Below are 22,906 nucleotides of genomic sequence, written 5' to 3'. Positions count from 1 at the left end.
GGCTAATGAATGATGATTGATTGCGGATGGCTTAGCGGAACAAGTCCGGCGATTCGGATTGGGCTTTGGCGAAGACGGTTTGAAAGTCGGCTTGAGGATTGGCGGCTCGGACTTCTGCCAGCTTCTTTTGTTGGAGGTGCATCTTATCGAGCAGGCCATTCTTGGGGTCGTCGCCTTCGGTGACTTTGGCGAGGACGGGATTGATGGGGAGCGCTTCGAGGGCTTTGACGGCTTTGGCTTCGTCGCGAATGAGGGCTTCTTGCCAGAAGGCTTTGGCGTCTGTATCGGCAGGGGCGAGGCGGCCAGCTTTGAGGGCGGCTTCGACTTGCGAAGTGGCGCGGGCTTTAATGGCATCTTCGATGCGGTTTTTCAGTTCCCGGTTTTCGGTTTCCAGTTCGGTGAATTTGTCCTCGATGGCTTGTGCCATGACATCTTCGGACGCTTCAACGGAGTCGATGATTTTGAGGGCGTGGAGTTTGGCGGTGATTTTCATAATGGAGACTGACACTGATGAGGCAGGTTCGGAGACCTGCGATCCCGGGTTGCCTTTGGCAAATAGCGACTGGATGGATTTGAAGGCAGCGCGGTTGACTAGGCCGCCCATGTTGGTTTCGGAGCCGATGACTTTGCCTTGGTCGTCGGGGATGAAGGTCGGAGAAAAACGGCGGAAGGTCTTTTCCTTCACGGCGCTCTGGCCTGCCCCACTCCATTCGATCTTGGCGCGGACACCGCCGGTCTTGGGATCGTCGCCTGCCCAGTAGAACTCGGTCGGCCATGCAGCGGCCTCGCGGTCTTCGTGGTTAAAGTCGAAGAAGGGGCGATCGTCGATGCCTTCGGTAGACTTAGTTAGCTGATTTTGCAGAAAGGTGTTGAGCGTTTCTGCAGTGACGGCGTCGACTGTGACATCGAGCGCGACGGGCTTGCCTTCACGGGAGGCATTGATGCGGTGAGTGCCTGGGGGCATATACTGAAGTTCTTGAGGAACTTCAGTCATGGCGGATGACTGATGATTGATGACTAATTCAGTCGAAAGCGCGGCTTTGATGGCTTCGGGCATGCGATGAGATTTGCGTCTCGGGATGCGTGCGGCGAGGGGGTGGTTTCACTGGGTTCAATCGTGTTTCACTTAGCCGATGAATAATGGCGGATGAATGATCTATGCGTTGCCGTTGGTTATGCAGGACACGGTGACGGATGAGTGATAACAGATATTAGCATTGAATTCATAATATTCAAAAATAATCTACATCCTATTTACCGAAAACAATCATTCCCAACAACAAAAGAAATGAATGACGATATTCAGAATATACAAAAAGTCCTCAAACTAAACACAAAACAATGTGAAGAATTTAAGAGAGCGATTAACTTGTGTTCAAATGGCACTTTCCATGCGCTCTGCTACTCTCAAAGACTGAGCCACAAGAAAAAGAAGATGATGGCTATAAGTAAAGCCAGACAATGTATCCTTAAACTTTCAAAAAGAAGCGGCGTAGACGCTCACAAAATACAAAGCCTCTTTCAAAATGAAATTAACGCGATAGTTATCAGAGAAGAAAACTCGACAAGGGGGCAGAAGCCTAAAGCAGGCAAAAAGTGGAAACCCTTCCAGGGGGAAAGGGAACATCTGTTTGGACAGTTTAAGTCACACCAAATACGCATAAAACATAGGTGCGCTAATTTATTCCGACTTCGGCTGCACACTGATACTACAATCGCAGTTGTGATGAATCGGTGGCGGGGTCGTCCAACCGGAGCCGTAAGCGGTGCCGTTGTAGGGGGCACAGGTGGCGCAGTCGCCGCCTGACCAAATGATGTCGTGAGTGCTGAGGTCGGTTTTAGCGAGCAAGTCGATGAATGCGACGTAGGCGGATAGGCGACGAGCGTTTAGGGAGGCCGTGGACTCCGATGCTGCATGAATGCAGTCGGAGGTGTGAATGTGAGAAGGTTCAAAAGTGGGAAGGTCTTTGGCTGACGATTGCTGAAGCGCACCGCTGCGAGCTGACGCAGCAGGTGCGGAGACCTGCGATCCCGGGGCAGACGCGGCGGACGATGAGGACATCGCCCCTCCCGTAAATAAATCTTCCTCGGGGCCGGGGGCTGGGACTTTGTGTCTATCGTAGAGCCATTGCTTACTGACTGGCAGACCCATGTCTTTAAAGAGAAGTTTGTCGCGCTCGACGAGTTGACGGTCTTTTTCGGGGCGGTTTAGTTCGACCTCTAAGAATGGCAATTCCTCGGAGTTGCCCCAGTTGAGTTCGATGATGCTGGGGATGAGCTGATTGTTGATCACGTCGATGACATAGGCAGCGTAGTTCTCGTAAAGGTCGAGCTCCACTTCGCGGTGGACGTTGCCGAGGGCATAGGAACCACTATTGCCTTCTTCCGTGGTCAGTGTCTGGCCGAGGAAAAGAAGGTCACAAGCACGGTCCGCAAGATACATGAGCCGCTCGGTCGGTTCGGATGCACCGGCCACGCCTGGCGTGCTGCCGTTGAGGATTTGTAACTCGGTGCCTTGCGGGAAGGCCCCCCATGCGGCCGTTCCCATATTGCGCAGCATATCAGAGACTTGATCGATCTGTGTTTGCGGGGCGCTGGGATCATAGGTCGCCCAACGAATTGGGAGTCCAAAGAGTTCAGCTTTATGCGCCATCCACTCCCAACCAAGCATGCGGCCTAGCCATAGATGAGCCATCGCACGAAGCTGTGCGGTCTCAGCGATGTGGCCGGACTTGGCGCGATAGACGCCGACGAGAAATTTGTGGGGATAGGACTCGAAGCGTTTGGGATTATTTCGATCTCGATCTGGAAATAATCTTAACGCTTCGGAATTGTGAAGGGTGAGTTTTGAATTGTGAAAATGGGAGGGTGGCTCAAAGCCAAGGCAGGTCCACGGAACGCGGCGGGTGCCAGCGGGGACATATTTGCCGTCCTCAATGGTCCAATCAATTTCGAGGACGGAGACGCCTCGGGCGACGGCGTCGAGTAGTTCGTAGATGGTGGCTTGAAAATTGTGCTGCCCTTCCCAGGTGGCGGCTTTCTGATTGTGGAGAACGTGCTCAACAAAGGCGGCCTTTTCGAGCGCAGATGCAGTGGGCTCTTTGCCCTTCTCTGTCCATGGCTGCAGATTAAACGGCAGCTTAGCTACGGCCTTCTTAATCTTGTTCAGGTTGGAGCGGAGGCGGTCCCATGTATCCTCCATGGTATTGAACAGCTCGTTCTGGAGCATGAGGTTACCCCGGCCTCCTTCTTCGAGAATCCAGCCGAGCGTCTCGGGATCGAAGTCGATCGGGATCGGCGACAGTTGGTTGTCGCGGACGTGCGGGCGGATGATGGTGCGTTGGACTCCCATTACAGGGAGTTTTGAGCAGACATACCAAAGCGCGAAGGGAGGAATTTAACTGGGTTTCACCACAAAGAATTAAAATTGAAGATGTTCACTGATACTATAAGCCTCATCGCCAGTTAGTGTTCTACCGAACCTTCCAAAAGCTTTTATTTCGGTAATCCTGTAGTCCGTCTCTCTGCGGTGAAGACAATTATCTCCAGCCGAATACTCAAACTTACTACTCACACAATAGGATTTCCCGTTAATATTGTGAGTTCTTACTCTATCAACGCGGTAAATAATCACGTCACGGTCACCGTCTAAGTGAAGCGAAGTAAACTCACATCTAAAATCATCTAAATCTTTTATTACTGAAGATAGAAATCTATTAGTGAAGTCGTCTAACACTCCTTTCGACTTTGCCCAACTTATACATTCTGGCAAAGCTTCTAAGACGAATCTATAATTCATCACTCGATCTTGATGACCGGCCATGATAGTAGGAAATAAATTCACTTTATAAATTCAAGGCTTTTCTAAACCTAGTCCTCATAGGACGATGCCTTCTTCGATTCTCTCCGACTCTGATCGGGCTCTGCTCTGAAATCCCGATGCCCTCGGGGATCTTTTCGGCGGCGTGCATGGCTAAGGCCAAAGCAGTGGCTCGGTCGGCGTGACCGTCTCTGGTTCTGCCAGCGATGAATTTCACTAGGCCCTGCAGGGTGACGATGCGTTGGATGCTGGCGAGGTCATCGCGGAGTTTGGCGTCGTTTGGGATGCGAACCTTCTGCGATTGGAAGGCTTTCTTGGCGCGGCTGAATAGCTCGCGCTTGCGGTCGTTGGTGAAGTTGACGGCTTCGAGTTTGTAGTCCCCTAGCCTCTTGGCGAGGTGCTCGGAGATGGGGCCTCCCATCCCGGTCGAATCGATGGCGATGTATCGTGCACCTGCTACGCGTTCGGCGAGGATGGCTTCTTGTTCGGGGAACGGGGTGTTTTCGAGGATCAGGATTTCACGGGTCCAGAGGATGCCTGCTACCCGCTCCAAGGTCCATGCTACGGTGAGATCTTTGCGGCGGCCGATGTCGATACCAACAAAAAGAGGATTTGGGGTGCGCGTTTCATAGGGGCCAAAAGACGCTGCGGGATCTTCGACGGTGCGGATGAGATCCATCGGGAAGACTTGGGCGGCGTGCTCCATGAATTGACACTCAAACTCTTGGGCCCAGCCGTCGGGATCGGCGAGGTTATCGCGTAGCTCGTCAATGTTTAGGCCGAGCCCTTGTTCGACGGCATCGTAAACACTTGTCTTGTGGCGCTTGAAATCGGGCGCGTCGTTCCAGAGCTCGTAGAACTTGTTGTTCATCCCCGCTGGCGTGGAGATCACTCGAAGCTTCAGTTCGCCGCGCAGTGGGTTGGTGATGATCGGATAGACAGCTCGCCAGATCTCTTCGGGATTTTCGTGGAAGGCGAATTCATCGAGCACGAGATTGGCCGAGTATCCGCGGGCGGTGGAAGCATTGGCCGGCAGTGCTAGGATACGGGCACCATTGGGAAAGCGGATCTGTGAGGCTTTGGTTTCGGGGCGGTAAGGTTTACCTGTCTTTTGCTCGATACCGTCGCAGAAAATTTGTCCGACGCGGTGGACCTTTTCCATGAACTCCAGGGCTTGGCGTTCGCCTGCGGATAGGATGATCCAATCGGAACCAGTGGCGATGGCGTCGGCAACGACTTCAAAGGATGCGGCTAGGGAGCCACCGATCTGACGAGACTTGAGCCATATCTTGAAGCGTGAATCGTCCAGCACCCAATCGCGTTGATACGGGAGGAGTAAATCGAAGGGGCTGGGGTTCGCTGCGCTCACAGTAGGATGCGGAGAGTGAGGAGTTCAGAGTTGGGCTACTCCGGCGCGGCTCCCAGGCGTTGGCGCCAATCGGCTAGGATTTCCTTTTCATCCTTGGTGTGAATATTGACGTTGGTCTGAACCAAGGCCTGTGGTTTATCAGCGTAGACATCGGGTTTCAGGCTCTTGAGCATGAAGATCAGACAGGCATCGGAATAGCGGCGCTTGTCACCGCAATGGTTGCCTTTGATGTCGAAGACGGGTTCCTCCCAACCGTCGACGCCACGCCGATGCAGTTCGGCTTCTGCGGATTCGATACGCTTTGCATTGCGAACCTGGTCCCGTTGGATCTGTGCTTCTTTGAAGCGATTGGCCAGCTCGGGCCGACGGGTGAGTTCGAGGTAAAACTGGCTTTTGCCGATCCCCTCCTTCTCGATGGCTGGATGTGTATCGTCGCCGCGTATCAGGTTTCCCACTACACGCTCAAAGAGTGCGGCGGAGAACTTTCGCTTGGTCGCGAGGACGGAGGTTTTAGAGACCTGAGAAGTGAGACTTGAAGGCTGAGGCATTGCCCAATTGTGGCTTGGTCTTGCTCCGATCAACAAGGTGCGGGATTCACTGCGCTTAATCGGGTTTCACGATATAGGCGTGGGGCCGGACCGAGCGGACAGGTAAAAAACGCACGTAAGCGCGGCGCGGGGGCTATCCGTCTTCGCGAGGCTACGCCGTGATAGGGGCCCGCGAAATGGGGGGCTCGCGGAGCGAGCCATGGGCTCTTTTTTTTTGATCGGCGCTGGGGCGCCGCTGGATCTAGGCGCGATAGCGCCTGCGATGAGCTACGCGAAGCGAGCGAAAGCGCGGGGCCAACCGCGCCGGGAGGCGGGGGGAAGGCCCCCCTCCTTTCAAATGGGGGCCGCCTGGAGGATCGGTGACGGCGCAGGCGCGAAGCGACGGAAGCGGTAAACGGTGCTAGATCGCCACGAGTGGGCTTGAATTTCAAGGGCATCTAGGGAGGGGGCCGGGGGACAGACTGTAGCCCCCGAACGCAGGGAGCCTAAGCGACTGGAGTGAGATGAGCGTGAGCGAATGCAGGGGCGTTGCGGTGGGTTGGTTGCCCGCGGTGGTCGGGGGGCTGGAGCGACACAATCTCTCTTATGTCCAGCAAGCGAAGCGTCTGCTAGGAATACGACGCAGTGTTGGACATAAGGCGAGATTGTGCGCATAAGCCATGGGCCCCCGACCGCCGTGGGCTTTGAACGGTTGACGAGGATCGAAATTCGATCCGAGCTGGCTTTGCGTAGCGCCCGTAGCTCTGTGGGAGCGGAGGACGGGCTGTGTAGCGGAGCGTCGGGAATCCCGCAGGAGCTTGCGACTAAGGGTTGACCAGAGCGGAAGCGTAACAGAACGGAGGTAGCGAGCTCTGTGCGGAGGGCGCGTAGCGTGGTGGGTTGGCGAACGGGGGCGACGCTGGATTGAAAGTGTGAGGAGCGCGGGGTGTCGTAGTGAGCGAGGAACGAGTGATCGGAGCCACCTGGCGCGGATGGCGTTCGTTGCGGGAGCCGTGCGCCCCCGGAGTGAGGCACGAACGCAGCAGGCGCTCGGCGGCGGCTTGGTGCTGGAGGGAGTTGGATTGCAACCAAATGGTGCAGTCGGTGACGCTACGCGAAGCGGAGGTGGAGCGGAACGCTTGTCCGCAGGTCGGCGGGAACGGAGGCGGCCTTCATCGGAGGAAGCGAAACACCTGGAACGCGATCAGCGGAGGCGGTGGAGCCACTGGCGCGCTATGGGCTTTGCCGATAGCGTGATTCAGGGGCTCGTCCGCCGTAGCCGCGTGGAAGGTGTTGAGCGCCGATGGTGGCCGCCGCAGTGGAAGACGGCCGGAGGGCAAGCGTGCAGCGGAACCGGAGAGGCGCGGAGGGGCAGCGTCTGCGGGTGGCGTTCGTTGCGGGTAGTGACCGGAGCGCGGGTGGCGCAAGGAGCCTAAGCGACTGGATGCCATCGGCGCGGAGGGAACGGCGGCGTTGGTGGGAGGTGGCAGCGCGGGTTCGATTGGCGACGCGAGAGCTGCGGGGCATTCGAAGTGGAGCGCCCGGTCGGAGCAGAGAGAATCCCGGCGGGAGCTGGCGACCAAAGGGTTGAACGTCGCGGAGCCGGCAGCGGAATGGAGATGGCCGGCAGCGGAACCTGGGCAGGCGGTTGTGGCGTTGCAGAGGATGCGAGGACAGCTCGGCTCGCGACGGAGATGTGAGATCGTGAAGTCGAAACGGTGACGATGTGGCCGGGGGCGCATCCGTTCCCCAAGCGAGCGGAGCGAGCGCAGGGGTTGGTTGAAGCCCGATGGCCCCCTCTCACCATTACATTTCTCTGGCTTGGAGAAAACACGCGACTTTTGCCTACTGGACGCCACCAACTAAAACTCTATCATCGACGAGATCTATTTCCAGTGGAAGAAGTTAGCCTCAATCTCGCCTGTTTCCGATGGAAATCGATCCATGATTGTCTGAGCTTTGCATCTTCAATTTCGTGCTGCGATGCCCCAGCAACTTTTACTTGCTGAACTCCTAGATCAATCGAATTAAGCCATCGAAAAACGAGCTCTTTAAAACTAATGGGATAGTGATCTACATCCGAGTTACCCTCAGTTAAAAGCTCTCCGTTGATTGGACATCGGAGGCAAGTATTTGCGGAGAATTCTGATATTCTAAAAGCTGAAATTTGATCAGCAATATGACCTCTACAGGCATCCATTAAATTGGAATGATGAACGGGCTGAGTGATGCACTTTTTAGGTCGAAAATTATCTACTGTGCCATCGGCTCGGTGAATTTTAAACTCACGGCCGTTTCCTCTTTCATTTACCCCGACTGAAATACGATTAACACCAGGCCCAATCTTGTCCTTTGCATTGGGGTGTAATGCCAAGAGTTCTATCACTTCTTTCAGGTCATCATTCTCTAGTGACTGTCCGTCATTATATTGATCACGAATCCTCAAGAAATACTCCTCAGCTTCTTTTTTGGAATCGAATGTATGCTTTCCTACTGTAAATTTCATTATTTTAGCGAAATTTAATTTTAACAGCCTACTCAAGTCCAGACTCTCCCCGAACAATTTTATTCCTTTAATTTGGTTGGTGAGACACCGTTCTTGCCACTTTCATCTTAGCGCGGTCTAGCTTACGACTCCAGCCTGGATTTTCTTCGAGCCACTTGAGCGCGTCTTCCAAGGTTGCTCGATAGCCAGGCATGGGGAAGCCGGCCTTCTTCATGCGATAGACGTAGTTGGGATGACGATTGAGACGCCAAGCGAGTTCCTTGACGGAGAGCATTTGGGTATCGTTGTATTTTAGCATAATAGTGGTATTGTTGGGATAGTCTCAGTCTCACCCCCTATAGGGGGTGTGAGACTTGAGACTGGTATCAGGTGGTATCAATGAGTATCAGGGTGAGACTGAGTTTGAGACTTTTTGCAGGGAGACGGTATGCGCTGCAGGTGTGGGAAGGGGCTTAGCGGTGACATAATCACCGTTGGTGCGTTTTCTTAGATAGCCCCCGTGAACTGCCTCTTTGATGCGGCGCTTGGCCGTGGCTGGTGAACAGGCGGTATCGTCGACGACTGCCTTGACGATATCGGCATAGCGGATGCTCCCGGCCTGAACGGCACGGACGGCATCGGCCACACTGGCCGCCTGCCCGCGTTGTGTGCCCTCGACATCTGCGAGCCAGGCGTCGACATCAAACATGGAATCGACCTCGTAGGTCATCGTAGTTTCGTTGAGCTTGAGCCCCATGGGCTTAAAGGGCTTGGTGTCATTGGACTTACCGCATGAAAGCACGATACGGGAAGAATCGTCGGGATCGGCTGGGGCTAAGTTCAGTTGCGAGCGGACGCCGGAATAGAGTGCTTTGGACCCAAGGCCGAAATTACCTCGATCGTATCCGACCGCTTGCGCGATATTTCCCCGCCCTGTCCGTGCGTGATGAACGACTATAATCGCGGTGTCATGATTGTGACGGCGACAGATCCGAGTGAGCTCACGCAGGGTATGGCGGACATCGGCGTCTTTGTTGATATCGCCTATCACGACTTCGCCAAAGGGATCGACAAAAACACAGTCGGGCTGAATCTGCTCTAGGGTGAGTTGCCACTTTTGAACGATCTCTGGCGAGCCTAGATTGATAAAGGCATCGTCAATGCCTTCGACGACATGAAAGAAGAGATACTGCCCCAGTAACTCGCGCTCTTGGTCAGTGAAACCAGCGGTCATCTTTCTCAGCTCTGACTGCTGCCGATGAATGCTGTTTTCCGTGCCAATAAACAGGTGCTTGAGTGGCTTGGGGTGCGTCTTAAAACCTACAAAGTCACGCCCAAGGACCTGAAAAATGGCGAGCTGCATGACGAAGCGACTTTTGCCGGTGCCCCCCTGCCCTAGAATGCTGATCAGCTGCCCCATGACAATGATCCCATTGCCGAGGATACTGATCATGACTGGAAGCACTCGTGCTAGCAGCTCCGATGCGCTTAATACCGTGAATGATTTAGGCTTCGCCGTCACGACTGCCTGCGTGGTGGAGGTTTCCTCTGGGAGGTCGGACGCAAATGGAGCATACGGTTCGATACTCGTTTGAAATGCTGGATCGGGCTCGGGACATTGCTCCCAAATTTCACGGGGCGTGCTGGCCACTGCTGTATTATTGATAGGACTTGAAGACATTTGAATGTGGGATGAGGCACATGGGCTAGTGCCTAAGGACAAAAATAGAGGATGGACTGCTGCTGCCCGTTGCTTTGACGAGTGCCCCCTGGCATGCGAACGAGTTTAGACTGATCCCATAATGTGCGGTCCGCTCCATAGCGGCAGGCCTGCGCAAAGAATTCGCATTTCTCAGCTTCACTGAGCTTGCGGACGTCAAACCAGCCATGAAGCGACTTCGAGCCAGACCACACTACCAGGACGAGCGGCGTCTGCTCGGAGTTCAGCGCCGAAAGGATTGCGGCCTGCTCTTCGCGCGTGCCTTGGTCGAACTCGACTACTTGAAAAATACGGCTACGCGTCGCATTACCGTGACAACGAGAAGATGGTTTGCCCTCTTGCGTGCGGCCCATCAAGAACCTCATCGGATTGGCAACAAGGAATTGATATTGTGACTCCCTCCCTCGCCACCGATTGCGCGGGGCGGTGACCGCCGAAGTATTATCCTTTGCCAGACAAAGTAAGTCGTCTGACTGATACAATGCGTCGACAATATCCGCAGTGGTCCAATCAAGCGTCTCGCCTGGGTCGAAGATTGGTGGCGTGATTAAGATTGTGGCACGTAAGGACTCGTCGAGCTTCGGCCAAGGGGGATACTTCTGAACAGAAAGCGCCCCCGCTGCCTTCGCAAGTCTGGCGCCCGTTTTACGCGCAGGTGAATCAGAGTCATAAGCACGGCGAACGGCACGATCAATCTCCTTGGAGAAGTCGCGATCGGACCAGCCTTGATGAGCCACGACCTGATGCAGAACCTCCCGCACTCGTTTCTCTGAAGCGACCTGACGTGCACGCACCGCGACTTCGAAGAACCAGTTATTGCGTTCCCCCGGACTCGGAAAACGGCTGAGCGTTTCCGCGAGAGCGGGAGGCAGTGTTTCGATTTGAGCCATTTGATGAAAAGCTGGAATGACTAGTTGCAGTAGGGAGACTCTAATTTAACTGGATACAAACCAATGCTGAAAACATCAGCCAAATGGATATTCGGCTTCCCCTCACGAGACACGTTGAGTTCAAAATACTCCCTCCAGTCGAGGCCAAGCAACGCAGAGACAGCAACTCCAGCAAAGACACGAAATGGATTAATCTCAGTCTCTGAACTAGGGTCTACTAAACGCTCAAAATCATCGGCTGAAGGCACTATAGAATCGAAGCACGGAAGATTGGACATGAGCTTATAGTCTTCGAAACATGTTCCATCCATAGTTTCAGCCCAGACGTGATAATTCCACAACGACTCGCTTAGCCTGCGATTAGCCCTTGGCTGCAGCAGATCTTTGTTTAGTGCAATACGGACGATGCCGACATCTGAATGGATCAACCATTCTGTCCGATATAATGCATCCACATACTGCCCATTTAAGCTGGGCTGAAACCCTGATGTCGTCGCGACAATTTCAAAGATTTCCACCAAATAAGTCCCGGTCTCGCCCTTCAATTCTAGCTTAGCAGAACCACAATCGAAGGAGCTTGAAAAAGACTGCTTGCAGCTAAATTCGGGAGTCTTCGCCTCCTGTTTTAATGCGGAGAAACGCAGCTCGAAATTGCGAAAGTTTGAGCATTTGGAGTTGATTTCCATGTGATTTTCTTTCATAATGATGTGTTATAATTACTTACGACGGAGCTGTTTGCGGGAGTGAACGGTGCAGTCCTGTTCAAGTGCTGAACGGACTTGCTCGACGTCAAACCTCACAAGATGTGATATTTTAACAAACGGTATTTTGCGCATCTTCTGCATCTGGCGAACCCACCTGAGGCTAGGACGTGAGGACTCATCAAAGAGCGCCTCCAGAAGGCCATTCGCATCAACGAGTTTATTGGTAGTAGTTGTTTTAGTTATCATATTTATTTCGTTAGGTTATGGAATTAGTCGGTGAATACTGTAAGCGGTAAGATCTGAGAACGCAGTTCCTCGGGAACTGGCTTGATGTCCACGATGTTGGCGAAAATGCGTGAGCCATCCGCATTCGGCTTGTGAACGATGGTGATTAAAGCGCCCTCCCCCTTTAGCTCACAATAATCCCAGCCATATTCAGGGGGTCTACCTAGCCAGGCATTGAGGAACTTCATCAAGTTAGCCTTCGGACTGCCCGAGATTCGGAACTCGAAGGATTCAATCTGGTAGAACTGTTCGTCTGCCCCGCGAAAGCCGAAGAGGAAGCGAGTGACGTCGCGCAGTTCTTTGATCTGCGGATTGTCGAAGCTTGGACGCTGGACGCCAAACTGATCGTTAATATCACCGCAGGTCGCGACATAGCTTCCTGTCGGTGGGAGCGCTTCGATATCGAAGCGAGTGTCCATTACTTTAGTGATGATTGCCATGATTGTTGAACAGTGAGTTTGTGAGTTCGAAGATGCGAATTTCAGTGAGTAAATGCCAGCAAATGAGCGAGCACCCAAGAACAACCACAAACCCACAAGTCATTCCAAGTCATAAATTTGCATAACAAATAATCAGTTTGATTCGTGGCGATTCGTGGCGATTCGTGGCGATTCGTGACGATTTCGTAAGGCCCAAAATTGGCCCAACGAACGCCTAAATTCTCAGATAATCACTTCCTAGACGTTTTGAGCACCCAAAGCGCCCTCAGTGTAGTCGCAAGTCGGCCCAAAAATCTGGTTCCAACGGAAGAACAAAGCCTAAAATGCCGAATATCACTCTCCTGCTCTGCTTTGCTCTTGAAGGCCTCCTCAAATCGGGCAGCTTTACCGATTGATGCTTCAACTAACCAAAATTCACACAGCTTAACCAGTCCCCACGAGCAAGCAGATGACAGCCTCAAAAGCCAATTACCCGTCACCAGAGTCCCATGACGTAGTCATCAATGAGGCGCATATCGAGGATCGGTTTATCGCCAAGCTCGTCGGCCTCAAATACACCAACCGCCCCGACATCACCAAGCTCGAATCGCTGGAAGCCAACTTCCGCGAAAAATTCGAGCGACTGAACGCGGTGAAGCTCTCTGATAGCGAATTCGCCCGCCTGCTCGACCAGATCACCACTCCCGACGTCTACAAGTCTGCCGAGCTGCTCCGCTCCATCAACAGCTTCGAGCGCGACGACGGCACGCCCCTCAACTTCACCTTGGTCAATATCAAGGACTGGTGCAAAAACGACTACGAGATCGTCAGCCAGCTACGCATCAATACTCGCTACAGCTTCCAGCGCTACGATGTCATTCTGCTGATCAACGGCATCCCCTGCACACAGATCGAGCTCAAGACGCTAGAAATCAGCCCGCGCCGCGCCATGCAGCAAATCGTCGACTACAAGTCCGACCCTGGCAACGGCTACAGCAACACACTGCTCTCGTTCATGCAGCTGTTCATCGTCAGCAACCGGACCAATACCTACTACTTCGCCAACAACAACCTCCGCCACTTCGCTTTCGACGCCAAGGAACTCTTCCTCCCCGTCTATCAATACGCCGACCGTCTCAACAAAAAGATTCCCCACCTGGACCGCTTCGCCGAGGCCTTCCTGCCGAAGTGCACGCTCGGCCACATGATCAGCCGCTACATGGTGCTCGTCGCCAGTGAGCAAAAGCTGCTAATGATGCGCCCCTATCAGATCTACGCGGTCAAAGACATCGTCGACTGTATCCACCAGAACTCCGGTAACGGCTACATCTGGCACACCACTGGATCGGGCAAGACGCTCACCTCTTTCAAAGCTTCCACCCTCCTCAAGAACAACCCCGACATCGACAAGTGTCTCTTCGTCGTCGACCGCAAGGACCTCGACCGCCAGACCCGCGAGGAGTTCAACAAATTTCAGGAGAACTGCGTCGAGGAAAACACCAACACCCACACCCTCGTCCGCCGCCTACTTTCCGACGACTATGCCGACAAGGTCATCGTCACCACCATTCAGAAGCTCGGCCTCGCGCTCGACGAGAGCAGCAAGCGCAACATCGGCCGCAAGGAGCGCAAGCAACAGACCTATAAGGAACTGCTCGCCCCCGTCGCCGACAAGCGCCTCGCCATCATCTTCGACGAGTGCCACCGCTCCCAGTTTGGGGACAACCACAAGGCGATCAAAGACTTCTTCCCCAAGTCCCAGCTCTTCGGCTTCACCGGCACGCCCATCTTTGAGAAAAACGCCACCGTCAAGCAAATCGACGGCGAGGAAGCCAGCTACAAGACCACCGCAGACATCTTTCAACAGGAGCTGCACAAATACACGATCACTCACGCCATCGAGGACAAAAACGTCCTCAAATTCCACATCGACTACTTCAAGCCTGAAGTAGTCGAAGGAAAACCAGCTCCAAAGCCTGGTGAAGCCCTCGCCAAACGCGCCGTGATCGAGGCCATCCTTGAGCGTCACGATCAAACCACCGCAGCCCGCAAGTTCAACGCCGTGCTCGCCACCGCTTCGATCAACGACGCCATCGCCTACCACCAGCTCTTTGCCGACGTGCAACTCGAGAAACAGGCCGCCGATCCCGACTTCCGCCCGCTCCACATCGCCTGCGTCTTCTCGCCCCCCGCCGAGGGCAACCCCGACGTCAAACAGCTGCAAGAAGACCTCCCACAGGAGAAGGCTGACAACGAAGTCGCGCCCAACGAAAAGAAGCTGGCACTCGAAGCCATCCTCACCGCCTACAACGAGCAATACGGCACCAACCATCGCCTCAGCGAATTCGACACCTACTACCAAGATGTGCAGGACCGCATCAAAGCGCAGCGATTCCCCTTGGCCGACCTACGCCAAGCCAATCCCAAAGCCAAGGCGCACAAGATCGACATCACCATCGTCGTCGACATGCTCCTCACTGGCTTCGACTCCAAGTATTTGAATACGCTCTACGTCGATAAAAACCTCAAATACCACGGCCTCATTCAGGCCTTCTCCCGCACCAACCGTATTCTCAACGACTCCAAGCCGCACGGCCACATCTTCGACTTCCGCCAGCAGCAGGACGCCGTCGACGAAGCGATCAAACTCTTCTCTGGCGAACACGAAGACCGCTCCAAGGAAATCTGGCTGGTCGACCCCGCGCCCGCTGTCATCGAAAAGCTCGACGCCGCGGTCCAGCAACTCAACGACTTCATGCATTCGCAGGGTCTCACCGACGCTCCCGAAGATGTGCTCCAGCTCAAAGGCGACGCCGCCCGCGCCCAGTTCATCAAAACCTTTAAGGAGGTCCAACGCCTCAAGACCCAGCTCGATCAATACACCGATCTCGAACCCGAGCAAAAAGCAGCCATCGAAGCGACGCTGCCGGCCGATACCCACCGCGCCTTCAAAGGTGCCTACATCGACACCGCTCGCAAACTCAAGCAAGAGCGTGAGACAGGCGACGGCAGCAGTTCAGACGAAGTCCAAGAGCTCGACTTCGAGTTCGTCCTCTTCGCCTCCGCCACCATCGACTACGACTACATCATGGAGCTCGTCACCATGAGCGACCAAAAGACACCTGGTAAGCAGAAGATGACCCGCGAGCAACTCGTCGCCCTCATCGCGTCCGATGCCCAGTTTGCCGACCAGCGCGAACTACTCGAAAAATACATCCGCCAGCTCGATCTCGGCCAAGGCCGCACCAAAGAAGCCATTCTCGAAGGCTACGAAACCTTCAAAACCGCAGAGGCCGCGCAACAACTAGAAGACATCGCCACCGCACACGGCCTCGCACCCGATGCCCTAACCGACTTCGTCGAAACCATCCTTCACCGCCACGTCTTCGACGGCGAACACCTCACCGATCTCATGGCTCCCCTCGAACTCGGCTGGAAAGCCCGCAGCCAAGCCGAACGCGCACTGATGAAAGCACTCGTGCCGCTCCTCAATCAACGCGCCGAAGGGCAAGAAATCTCAGGACTCTCTGGATATGAAAATTAGAAGTTAAAATTTAGAAATGAGAAAGGAAAGCACTCAACATCAGAGACTGACTACAACCCTTCAGTCCAGGAGGCACCGTCCTATGAGCCATTTTGTTGAGCTTAACAAAATGGTCGATTCAGTCTCAGGCCAGCTTCTCATCCTCACCGCCTAAGTAATGCCCAAGACTAAAAAATCCACTTTTTCCGTCAAAGGAAACGATATCACGGTTTTAAGCGAAACCACAGGCGATTTCATTTCGCTCACAGATATGCTACGCGCCAAAGACGGAGATTTCTTCATTTCAGACTGGCTCCGAAATCGCAATACCGTCGAGTATCTCGGGATTTGGGAGTCCGTGCACAACCCCGATTTTAATTATGGCGAATTCGCCACAATTAGAAGTCAAGCCGGACTCAACAGCTACAAAATTAGCGTCAAAGAGTGGGTTCACAAAACCAATGCCATCGGCCTTAAGGCAAAAGCAGGGCGCTACGGTGGCACCTACGCCCATAAGGACATTGCCTTCGAGTTCGGCATGTGGATCAGTGCCGAATTTAAAATTTACCTCATCAAAGAGTTCCAGCGGCTCAAGGACGAGGAAAACGACCGTCTCCAGCTCGACTGGAACCTCCAGCGCACGCTCTCCAAGATCAACTACCGCATCCACACCGATGCGATCAAAGCCACCCTGATACCAAGCGCTGTGACCAGAACGCAAGCCGCCCAAACTTACGCCGAGGAAGCCGACATTCTCAACGTCGCTCTCTTTGGTCAAACTGCCCGGGACTGGCGCACAGCAAACCCCGAATTGAAAGGTAACATTCGTGACCATGCCCCGCTTGAACAACTGGTCGTCCTTACGAACCTCGAAAGCCTCAATTCTGTTTTTATAAGACAAGGCCTGCCCGCTTCCGAACGACTCCTCAAACTCAACGAGATCGCAATTACTCAAATGCGCACACTGCTCAGCGATCCAAGCCTCAAACGATTGAAGGAATGAACCGCATCCGCATTCAATTTCACACTTTCCAATATGCCCACGAACAACAAAGTAGCCGGAGCTCTTGACCGCCATAGCCCGAAGGGCGACGGCTGTTCCAGTTCCCGAGTCGGTTCAGCGAATGCGCTGGTGCCGGAACTGAGATTTCCAGAGTTCAGCACAGGAGAAGATTGGCAGGAACAAAAGGCTGGTTCGCTATTTGCAAACCGAACAGAAAAAGGCGTTTCCAAACTGCCCATCTATTCTGTCACGATGAATGATGGAATGGTCCGCCGCTCCTCACTGGATCGGAACTTTGATGACATAGCTTCAGCAGGAAATAAAAGGGTTTATAAGAACGACATCGCTTACAATATGATGCGAATGTGGCAAGGTGCCTTCGGCCTTGCCCCCGAGAACTGCTTGGTCAGTCCAGCGTATATTGTTCTCTCATCCCAAAAAACGATTTGCACCGAATTCTTTGGATATCTCTTTAAATCACGAAAATATCTACAGCTGTTTACCTCCCATTCGCGGGGACTGACAGAAGACAGACTACGACTTTATTACCCTGATTTCGCAGTAATTCCACTACAATTCCCTTCGCTCCCCGAACAACAAAAAATCGCCGACTGCCTCGGCTCCTTAGATGATCTGATCGCCGCGCACAGCCGCAAGCTCGCCGCCCTCCAAGACCACAAAAAAGGCCTCCTCCAGCAACTCTTCCCCGCCGAAGGCGAAACTACGCCCAAACTGCGCTTTCCGCCATTTGCGGGGGAGTGGACTGCAACAACCCTAGTCAAAGCATGTCAGATGAAAGCAGGGAAATTTGTAAGAGCGGCTGAAATCAATAATTCTCCCAAAGACGCTCTCTACCCATGCTATGGCGGAAATGGACTAAGGGGTTACACTAAAACTTACACGCACGATGGGAAATATTCTCTAATTGGCCGACAAGGTGCACTCTGTGGCAACGTGCAATTAACATCAGGACGCTTTCACGCCACAGAACATGCCGTGGTTGCCAATCCAACCAAAGAAGTGTGTTCAGATTGGCTTTTCTACGCCTTATCATTCCTAAACCTGAATCAATTTGCTACAGGACAAGCGCAACCGGGGCTCTCTGTCGAAGTTCTAGAGCGTGTATCTATCGCGATTCCAACAAATACAAAGGAACAACAAAAAATCGCCGACTGCCTCAGCGACCTCGACGCTCTCATTGCCGCCCAGACCAAGCAAATCGCCGCCCTCAAAGCGCACAAGCAGGGACTAATGCAGCAGCTTTATCCGTGCAATTAGAGATAGTGGGTGCTAAATATCAAAACTCAGAAATTACGAATGAAATACGAAGAGAAACCAATTGAAGTAAGTCGAATTAAGCTAGACCAAGATAACCCCCGCTTCCCGCCGGTTAATAGTCAGCGAGAGGCAATCGATGCGATGATCAAAGATCAAGGGGATAAGATCGTAATCCTGGCACTAGACATTTATCAGAACGGAATAAATCCCAGCTCAAGGCCCATACTTTTTAAGGACAGGGATAATTTGGTAGATGGTGACGGTAATCGAAGACTTACCGCGTTGAAGATTCTAGAAACCCCATCACTCGCAGAATCCAACCCTAAAATTAAGAAGAAAATTGATGCCGTTCTTAAGAAGTCTGGAAGCGTTCCGACTCAGGTTAGTTGTGTGATCTTTGAAAACAGAGAGGCTGCACGACACTGGATCTCGATCAACCACGCCGGCCAGCAGGAAGGAAAAGGCCAAATAAATTGGGATGCCGAACAGACTAATAGATTTGAGCGTAAGCCTTCCATCGGTTTGGAGGCTCTGGACCTATTGTCACATCGAGGCTTGCTCACTGAAACGGATAAAGAGGAAATCAACAAATCGACTCTAGACCGCTTGCTCAGCTACAAAGACGTCAAATCGAAACTATCTATATCCAAAAAGGGAGACCACCATTCCTTTGGTAGCATTGAAAATTTAAAAACCACCGTTCTGAATCTCCGGAATAAAGCTGTTGATGAGGTCTATACTGCCGCGAAAGGAAAGCAATTCGTTGAGGCGGCAATAACATCTGCGCCACCAGAGTCACATGAGGATGATCCCGCGAATACGAATAATTCGGCCAATACGAATAATTCTAATGACAATAAAGGGAGCAGGTCGCGCAGGACACAGAAACCTGGTCTGCTAGTGTTTGGAGGCAAGCTTTCGCTTAAGGCGGGTCACGTTAATAATCTCTACAGAGACATAGAGAGTTTATATGGGTTTTATCTCAAGGACAAGAGTGCCCTATCATCGGATTTTGTTGTATTGTTTCGGATGTCGTTGAGGCTTCTTGCCGAAACTGCGTCGAAAGAAGTTAAAAAAGACCTCAAGGATTACCTAACCGATAGTTTTGACCAAGCAAAGGCCCCCCTCAATCAGGATGCTAAAACTTCTCTCTCCAATCAAAGCGTAAGCAAGGCGAACATCGTTAAACTCTTCCACACAGGTGCACACGATTACACAAATTCACGAAACGAAGAACAAGCCCTTGCCATGTCGATAATTCTTGGAGCTATCCTGACTATCTCGCACAGAAAATAATCATGAGCATTGCGCATTCTCCTTTAAGATACCCAGGCGGCAAAAACTGCATCTTTTCATTTGTTTCCTGCCTCATCGCTGAAAACGATATGCTAGGATGTAAATACATTGAGCCCTATGCCGGTGGCGCAGGCCTGGCCCTACGATTGCTCTATGAGGAATTTGCAGAAAGCATAGTGATCAACGATCTAGATCCGCTAGTTCACGCGTTTTGGTGCACCTGTGTTAACGAACCAGGCAAGTTGATAGAATGGATTAAAGAAACGCCAGTTACGGTATCAATCTGGAAACAATGTAAAGAAATTATCAGAAATCCGGAGGGAGCATCACCTTTCGAGATGGCGGTATCATTTTTCTTTCTAAATCGCACAAACGTTTCTGGGGTCCTCAGCGGCGGTATAATTGGTGGAGTCAACCAAACTGGGAAATATAAGATTGATGCACGATACAACAAAGCAGCTTTGATTCAAAAAATTGAAAAAATTGGGAGATTTTCTAGTCGTATTGAGGTCAGCAAACTGGACGGAATTAAACTCGTTGAAAAATACAAAAAATACAGAGCTGATACGTTTCTGTATCTAGATCCTCCCTACTACGAGAAGGGTTCGAACCTCTACCTAAATGCATACAAAGACGCCGACCACACGCGACTGTCTGAATACGTCTCAACCCTTTCCACCCCATGGCTACTATCCTATGACAACCACTCGTTTATTATAGACCTATATAACGCTTTCGAAAAGAGGGCGTATAAGCTCCAACACTCGACTTCGAATAAAATTGGCGATGAGGTTTTGATTTTTTCTAGAAAGATCTCCTTTGATAAATCATTAGCTATGCTACGAGAACCATTAATCATATAAAGATTGTATCATTATGGCAAAAACACGCTTAAAAAAAATTACAATAAAAAGCTTTAGAGCCCTTAAAGATGTCGAGGTTTCATTTGGAACAGACATTACCGTATTATGCGGAAAAAACGGAACAGCTAAATCTTCTATTCTCGGTATAGCCGCGCAGATATTTAGCTTTGATAGAGATTACACATCCGATAAAAGACTTTCCTTCAAAACAATTATGGATGAGAGTTTCAAATCTCAGTTTAGCGATCACTTCAGAGTTTCCCCGAAATTTGATGTCACAGGCTCAATGGATGTCGGGATTCAAGTATATGATGCATATACTTCTAGCAATGCTACCGGGGAACTGACTATAACGACTAGACACTCAAGCTCAGGAAAAACTCCGAGAGCTGTATTCAGGAACAATAGCACTGCTGAAGAAGGTGCTAATAAAGATCGAAATTTCACTCATCCTGTAATTTTCCTGAGCTTAAAGCGGCTCTACCCAATTGCAAACCGCGAGAAATATCTGGAAAAAACCTTCCCTTATTTTGATCTTCCAGACAACAGAAAGGCTTTTGTTAATCTGACAAATGAGCTATTAGCCAAACAGGTTAATAATCTAACAGGGACAATCGGCACTGTAACTTCTGCGGTCTCTCATGGCGATAATTACGACTGCCATTCCGTTTCATCCGGAGAAGATAATGTTGGGCAAATCATTGTAGCTCTGCTCTCGTTTCGGAAGCTCAAAGAGGAATACGGAGATGACTACAAAGGAGGCATGCTGCTAATTGATGAGGCTGATGCCGGTTTATTTCCCGCAGCTCAAAAGAAGCTAATTGATATACTAGACAGAGAATGCCGCGATTTAAAGCTGCAAGTCATCATGACGTCTCATTCAACTACATTGATTGAGAAAATACACGAAGAAGGGCTAAAACCACACAATCGATCTAGATTTAAGACAGTATACCTAACAGATACATTTGGCAGTATCGCCATTAGAGATGACTGGGATTGGCCTAGAATTTACTCCGATATTAACATCCAACCAATAGCAGTAAAAGGAATCAAAGCACCAAAAGTTAACGTATACTTCGAAGACAAAGAGGGCTTGGATTTTTTCAATACTCTAATGTTTCGAAACCCCGTTAAGCGTTTGTTAAACATTTTTTGTGATGTGTCACTAGGATGCTCTAATTATATTCAACTAATTAAGCATGGAAGAGTTCCAGAATTCAGAGACCATAGCATTGTCTGCTTAGACGCGGATGCAAAGGCTCAATCAAAAGGTTTGAAGTCTATTGTAATTTTGCCAGCTCACTTGCCACCTGATCAGTTGATTTTCGAATTCCTTTATAACAAGCCTCCATCAGATCCAATTTGGAAGAATTCAATCGGATATACTCGTCCAGTCTTTTTGAACGATGGCAGCGATGTAACTCGTGAACTTTCAATCACCGGTAGTTCACTAGACTTAGTAGCTGAGCTCAAAATGTATACAGGGAGTCGAAAACCCAGAGAACTGTTTAAGGCTTTCTACAAAAAAAATAACTTTCAAAATTTCCTCAAAGAGAAAAAGAAATTCAATCCATGGAAACAATGGGTTGAAGAGAATCCTAACGAACGGGAAAAGTTCAGTTCTAGTTTTGTAGCTCGCTTGAAACATATTTTGAAGAATGTCTACGGAATGAACGAAGGTGAACTTACAGTATTAAAATAACAGAGTTATTAATTGTTTATTTAGGTCGCTCATACGCCGCAGGATAAGGCAAAAAGCCATGTCCAACAGCACGCGAAAGTGTGAAACTACCAACGCCAAAAAATACCGCGCCCATCAACCATTACCGGAATTCTCGCCAACTGATTTCCGCGACTTTATCAATCAAACTGCAGAAATGTGGAAAATCGATCTTGGCTGGAAGTGGGAAACCGACTTATTTTCATGAGCGCAGATAGCTTATTAACAGAAACCAACTTCCGTCTTGAATTAAACTCGTTTTGGGACTCCATCCTCGAAATCGAGCCCATAGCAGACGGCCTCGCGTTCACCATGCCCTGCGCCTATCCGGACGGCTGGCAAATCACGCTGGAACTCAAGCAGAAGACGCCGAAAGGCTTCCTGCTCACCGATCAGGGCAAGACGCTCTCTTGGCTCACCGCGCGCGGACACAATATCGCAACCGAGGCGATGCGTGCCCACCTCAAGCGCTACCGGGCTGAACATTTTATGGAAGAGGAGAACGGCGTGCTCTATCGCTGGTTAACTGTCCCACTGGAGCCAGCCGACATTCATGTCTTTGCCGAAGGGCTCGCCGCCATCGCTCGCCTTGAAATCCTCCATGAGGTGCGCCCTGCCGAAGCCAACATCGCCGACAACCTCGTGCAGCGAACTTTCAAAGACGCGCAGCTAGAGCCAACGCGTCACCACAAACTGAGCATCACCAAAGATCGAAGCGTCACCGTCGATTATTTCGTCAATGAAAAGCGCCCGCTGGCAGTGCAGCTTATCAAAACCAAGAGCGACATCTCCGGAACGATGGAAAAATGGGGCTTCCGCTGGCACGAACTCAAGAAGGCCTACACCGGCCTAGCTCCCATCATGCTCTACGATCGCAACACCCAAGTCATCGACGCCTACAGCCGCCACATCGGCGAGTCCGAATGCGAGCTCTTCTGTGGCTACGACGAAACCGACCGCATTCACAGTGTCTTAGAATCGATCCGCTAACCTTCAGAACC

At 51.5% G+C, this 22,906-nt stretch carries 19 protein-coding genes; 8 read left to right on the top strand and 11 right to left on the bottom strand.

Annotated features, from left to right (window positions below; all coding sequences use genetic code 11):
- Positions 1–31: 31 nt before the first annotated feature.
- The 11 genes from SH580_RS17650 to SH580_RS17600 all read right to left on the bottom strand — a co-directional run bounded on the left by SH580_RS17650 (position 32) and on the right by SH580_RS17600 (position 12,240).
- A complete protein-coding gene (locus SH580_RS17650) occupies positions 32–1,057 on the bottom strand; it encodes a phage protease (protein ID WP_319832143.1) in 1,026 nt (341 codons plus the stop codon).
- Positions 1,058–1,681: 624 nt separating this feature from the next.
- Positions 1,682–3,352, bottom strand: a complete 1,671-nt coding sequence (locus SH580_RS17645) for a phage portal protein family protein (RefSeq protein ID WP_319832142.1) — start codon at positions 3,350–3,352, stop codon at positions 1,682–1,684.
- Positions 3,353–3,845: 493 nt separating this feature from the next.
- On the bottom strand, positions 3,846–5,189 hold the full coding sequence (locus SH580_RS17640) for a terminase large subunit domain-containing protein (RefSeq protein WP_319832141.1): 1,344 nt from the start codon (positions 5,187–5,189) through the stop codon (positions 3,846–3,848).
- 35 nt (positions 5,190–5,224) lie between these two features.
- Positions 5,225–5,737 (bottom strand): hypothetical protein, encoded by a 513-nt coding sequence (locus tag SH580_RS17635; protein WP_319832140.1) that lies wholly within the window; start codon positions 5,735–5,737, stop codon positions 5,225–5,227.
- A gap of 803 nt (positions 5,738–6,540) precedes the next feature.
- On the bottom strand, positions 6,541–6,804 hold the full coding sequence (locus SH580_RS17630; RefSeq protein ID WP_319832139.1) for a hypothetical protein: 264 nt from the start codon (positions 6,802–6,804) through the stop codon (positions 6,541–6,543).
- Positions 6,805–7,589: 785 nt separating this feature from the next.
- Positions 7,590–8,222, bottom strand: a complete 633-nt coding sequence (locus tag SH580_RS17625) for a DCL family protein (protein WP_319832138.1) — start codon at positions 8,220–8,222, stop codon at positions 7,590–7,592.
- A 67-nt stretch (positions 8,223–8,289) separates the two neighbouring features.
- Positions 8,290–8,520, bottom strand: a complete 231-nt coding sequence (locus SH580_RS17620) for a hypothetical protein (protein WP_319832137.1) — start codon at positions 8,518–8,520, stop codon at positions 8,290–8,292.
- 87 nt (positions 8,521–8,607) lie between these two features.
- On the bottom strand, positions 8,608–9,882 hold the full coding sequence (locus tag SH580_RS17615) for an AAA family ATPase (protein WP_319832136.1): 1,275 nt from the start codon (positions 9,880–9,882) through the stop codon (positions 8,608–8,610).
- A 32-nt stretch (positions 9,883–9,914) separates the two neighbouring features.
- Positions 9,915–10,811 carry a hypothetical protein gene (locus tag SH580_RS17610; RefSeq protein WP_319832135.1) on the bottom strand — a complete coding sequence of 299 codons (897 nt, stop codon included), beginning with the start codon at positions 10,809–10,811 and terminating at the stop codon, positions 9,915–9,917.
- 20 nt (positions 10,812–10,831) lie between these two features.
- Positions 10,832–11,512, bottom strand: a complete 681-nt coding sequence (locus SH580_RS17605; RefSeq protein WP_319832134.1) for a hypothetical protein — start codon at positions 11,510–11,512, stop codon at positions 10,832–10,834.
- A 272-nt stretch (positions 11,513–11,784) separates the two neighbouring features.
- Positions 11,785–12,240, bottom strand: a complete 456-nt coding sequence (locus tag SH580_RS17600) for a hypothetical protein (protein WP_319832133.1) — start codon at positions 12,238–12,240, stop codon at positions 11,785–11,787.
- Positions 12,241–12,688: 448 nt separating this feature from the next.
- Here SH580_RS17600 and SH580_RS17595 point away from each other — a divergent pair, with 448 nt between their 5' ends.
- The 8 genes from SH580_RS17595 (at position 12,689) to SH580_RS17560 (ending at position 22,895) form a co-directional block, all read left to right on the top strand.
- Positions 12,689–15,763 carry a type I restriction endonuclease subunit R gene (locus SH580_RS17595; RefSeq protein ID WP_319832132.1) on the top strand — a complete coding sequence of 1,025 codons (3,075 nt, stop codon included), beginning with the start codon at positions 12,689–12,691 and terminating at the stop codon, positions 15,761–15,763.
- A 157-nt stretch (positions 15,764–15,920) separates the two neighbouring features.
- Entirely contained in the window at positions 15,921–16,745 is an 825-nt protein-coding gene (locus SH580_RS17590; RefSeq protein WP_319832131.1) for a KilA-N domain-containing protein, read from the top strand.
- A gap of 33 nt (positions 16,746–16,778) precedes the next feature.
- Complete coding sequence (locus tag SH580_RS17585; protein WP_319832130.1) at positions 16,779–18,023, top strand: restriction endonuclease subunit S; 1,245 nt, start codon at positions 16,779–16,781, stop codon at positions 18,021–18,023.
- A 39-nt stretch (positions 18,024–18,062) separates the two neighbouring features.
- Positions 18,063–19,319: a hypothetical protein gene (locus tag SH580_RS17580; RefSeq protein WP_319832129.1), complete on the top strand. Its 1,257-nt coding sequence runs from the start codon at positions 18,063–18,065 to the stop codon at positions 19,317–19,319.
- A 2-nt stretch (positions 19,320–19,321) separates the two neighbouring features.
- Positions 19,322–20,182, top strand: coding sequence for a DNA adenine methylase (locus SH580_RS17575; RefSeq protein ID WP_319832128.1), 861 nt, complete (start codon positions 19,322–19,324; stop codon positions 20,180–20,182).
- A gap of 13 nt (positions 20,183–20,195) precedes the next feature.
- Positions 20,196–21,887 carry an AAA family ATPase gene (locus tag SH580_RS17570; RefSeq protein ID WP_319832127.1) on the top strand — a complete coding sequence of 564 codons (1,692 nt, stop codon included), beginning with the start codon at positions 20,196–20,198 and terminating at the stop codon, positions 21,885–21,887.
- Between the two features lie 58 nt (positions 21,888–21,945).
- Complete coding sequence (locus SH580_RS17565) at positions 21,946–22,113, top strand: hypothetical protein (protein ID WP_319832126.1); 168 nt, start codon at positions 21,946–21,948, stop codon at positions 22,111–22,113.
- Positions 22,110–22,895: a DUF1828 domain-containing protein gene (locus SH580_RS17560; protein ID WP_319832125.1), complete on the top strand. Its 786-nt coding sequence runs from the start codon at positions 22,110–22,112 to the stop codon at positions 22,893–22,895. The genes SH580_RS17565 and SH580_RS17560 overlap by 4 nt, the downstream gene beginning before the upstream one ends.
- The last annotated feature ends 11 nt before the right edge of the window (positions 22,896–22,906 follow it).

It is taken from the genome of Coraliomargarita algicola (assembly GCF_033878955.1).
Lineage (GTDB): Bacteria > Verrucomicrobiota > Verrucomicrobiia > Opitutales > Coraliomargaritaceae > Thalassobacterium > Thalassobacterium algicola.
The sequence above is the reverse complement of the archived record's forward strand: the minus strand, read 5'-3'. Positions and strand labels throughout refer to the sequence as shown.

What these genes read in the sequence shown, in the direction of transcription:
- SH580_RS17650 (WP_319832143.1), bottom strand. Translation starts at nt 1,057, where the DNA reads ATGCCCGAAGCCATCAAAGCCGCGCTTTCGACTGAATTAGTCATCAAT.
- SH580_RS17645 (WP_319832142.1), bottom strand. Translation starts at nt 3,352, where the DNA reads ATGGGAGTCCAACGCACCATCATCCGCCCGCACGTCCGCGACAACCAA.
- SH580_RS17635 (WP_319832140.1), bottom strand. Translation starts at nt 5,737, where the DNA reads ATGCCTCAGCCTTCAAGTCTCACTTCTCAGGTCTCTAAAACCTCCGTC.
- SH580_RS17625 (WP_319832138.1), bottom strand. Translation starts at nt 8,222, where the DNA reads ATGAAATTTACAGTAGGAAAGCATACATTCGATTCCAAAAAAGAAGCT.
- SH580_RS17620 (WP_319832137.1), bottom strand. Translation starts at nt 8,520, where the DNA reads ATGCTAAAATACAACGATACCCAAATGCTCTCCGTCAAGGAACTCGCT.
- SH580_RS17615 (WP_319832136.1), bottom strand. Translation starts at nt 9,882, where the DNA reads ATGTCTTCAAGTCCTATCAATAATACAGCAGTGGCCAGCACGCCCCGT.
- SH580_RS17610 (WP_319832135.1), bottom strand. Translation starts at nt 10,811, where the DNA reads ATGGCTCAAATCGAAACACTGCCTCCCGCTCTCGCGGAAACGCTCAGC.
- SH580_RS17605 (WP_319832134.1), bottom strand. Translation starts at nt 11,512, where the DNA reads ATGAAAGAAAATCACATGGAAATCAACTCCAAATGCTCAAACTTTCGC.
- SH580_RS17600 (WP_319832133.1), bottom strand. Translation starts at nt 12,240, where the DNA reads ATGGCAATCATCACTAAAGTAATGGACACTCGCTTCGATATCGAAGCG.
- SH580_RS17595 (WP_319832132.1), top strand. Translation starts at nt 12,689, where the DNA reads ATGACAGCCTCAAAAGCCAATTACCCGTCACCAGAGTCCCATGACGTA.
- SH580_RS17590 (WP_319832131.1), top strand. Translation starts at nt 15,921, where the DNA reads ATGCCCAAGACTAAAAAATCCACTTTTTCCGTCAAAGGAAACGATATC.
- SH580_RS17585 (WP_319832130.1), top strand. Translation starts at nt 16,779, where the DNA reads ATGCCCACGAACAACAAAGTAGCCGGAGCTCTTGACCGCCATAGCCCG.
- SH580_RS17580 (WP_319832129.1), top strand. Translation starts at nt 18,063, where the DNA reads ATGAAATACGAAGAGAAACCAATTGAAGTAAGTCGAATTAAGCTAGAC.
- SH580_RS17575 (WP_319832128.1), top strand. Translation starts at nt 19,322, where the DNA reads ATGAGCATTGCGCATTCTCCTTTAAGATACCCAGGCGGCAAAAACTGC.
- SH580_RS17570 (WP_319832127.1), top strand. Translation starts at nt 20,196, where the DNA reads ATGGCAAAAACACGCTTAAAAAAAATTACAATAAAAAGCTTTAGAGCC.
- SH580_RS17565 (WP_319832126.1), top strand. Translation starts at nt 21,946, where the DNA reads ATGTCCAACAGCACGCGAAAGTGTGAAACTACCAACGCCAAAAAATAC.
- SH580_RS17560 (WP_319832125.1), top strand. Translation starts at nt 22,110, where the DNA reads ATGAGCGCAGATAGCTTATTAACAGAAACCAACTTCCGTCTTGAATTA.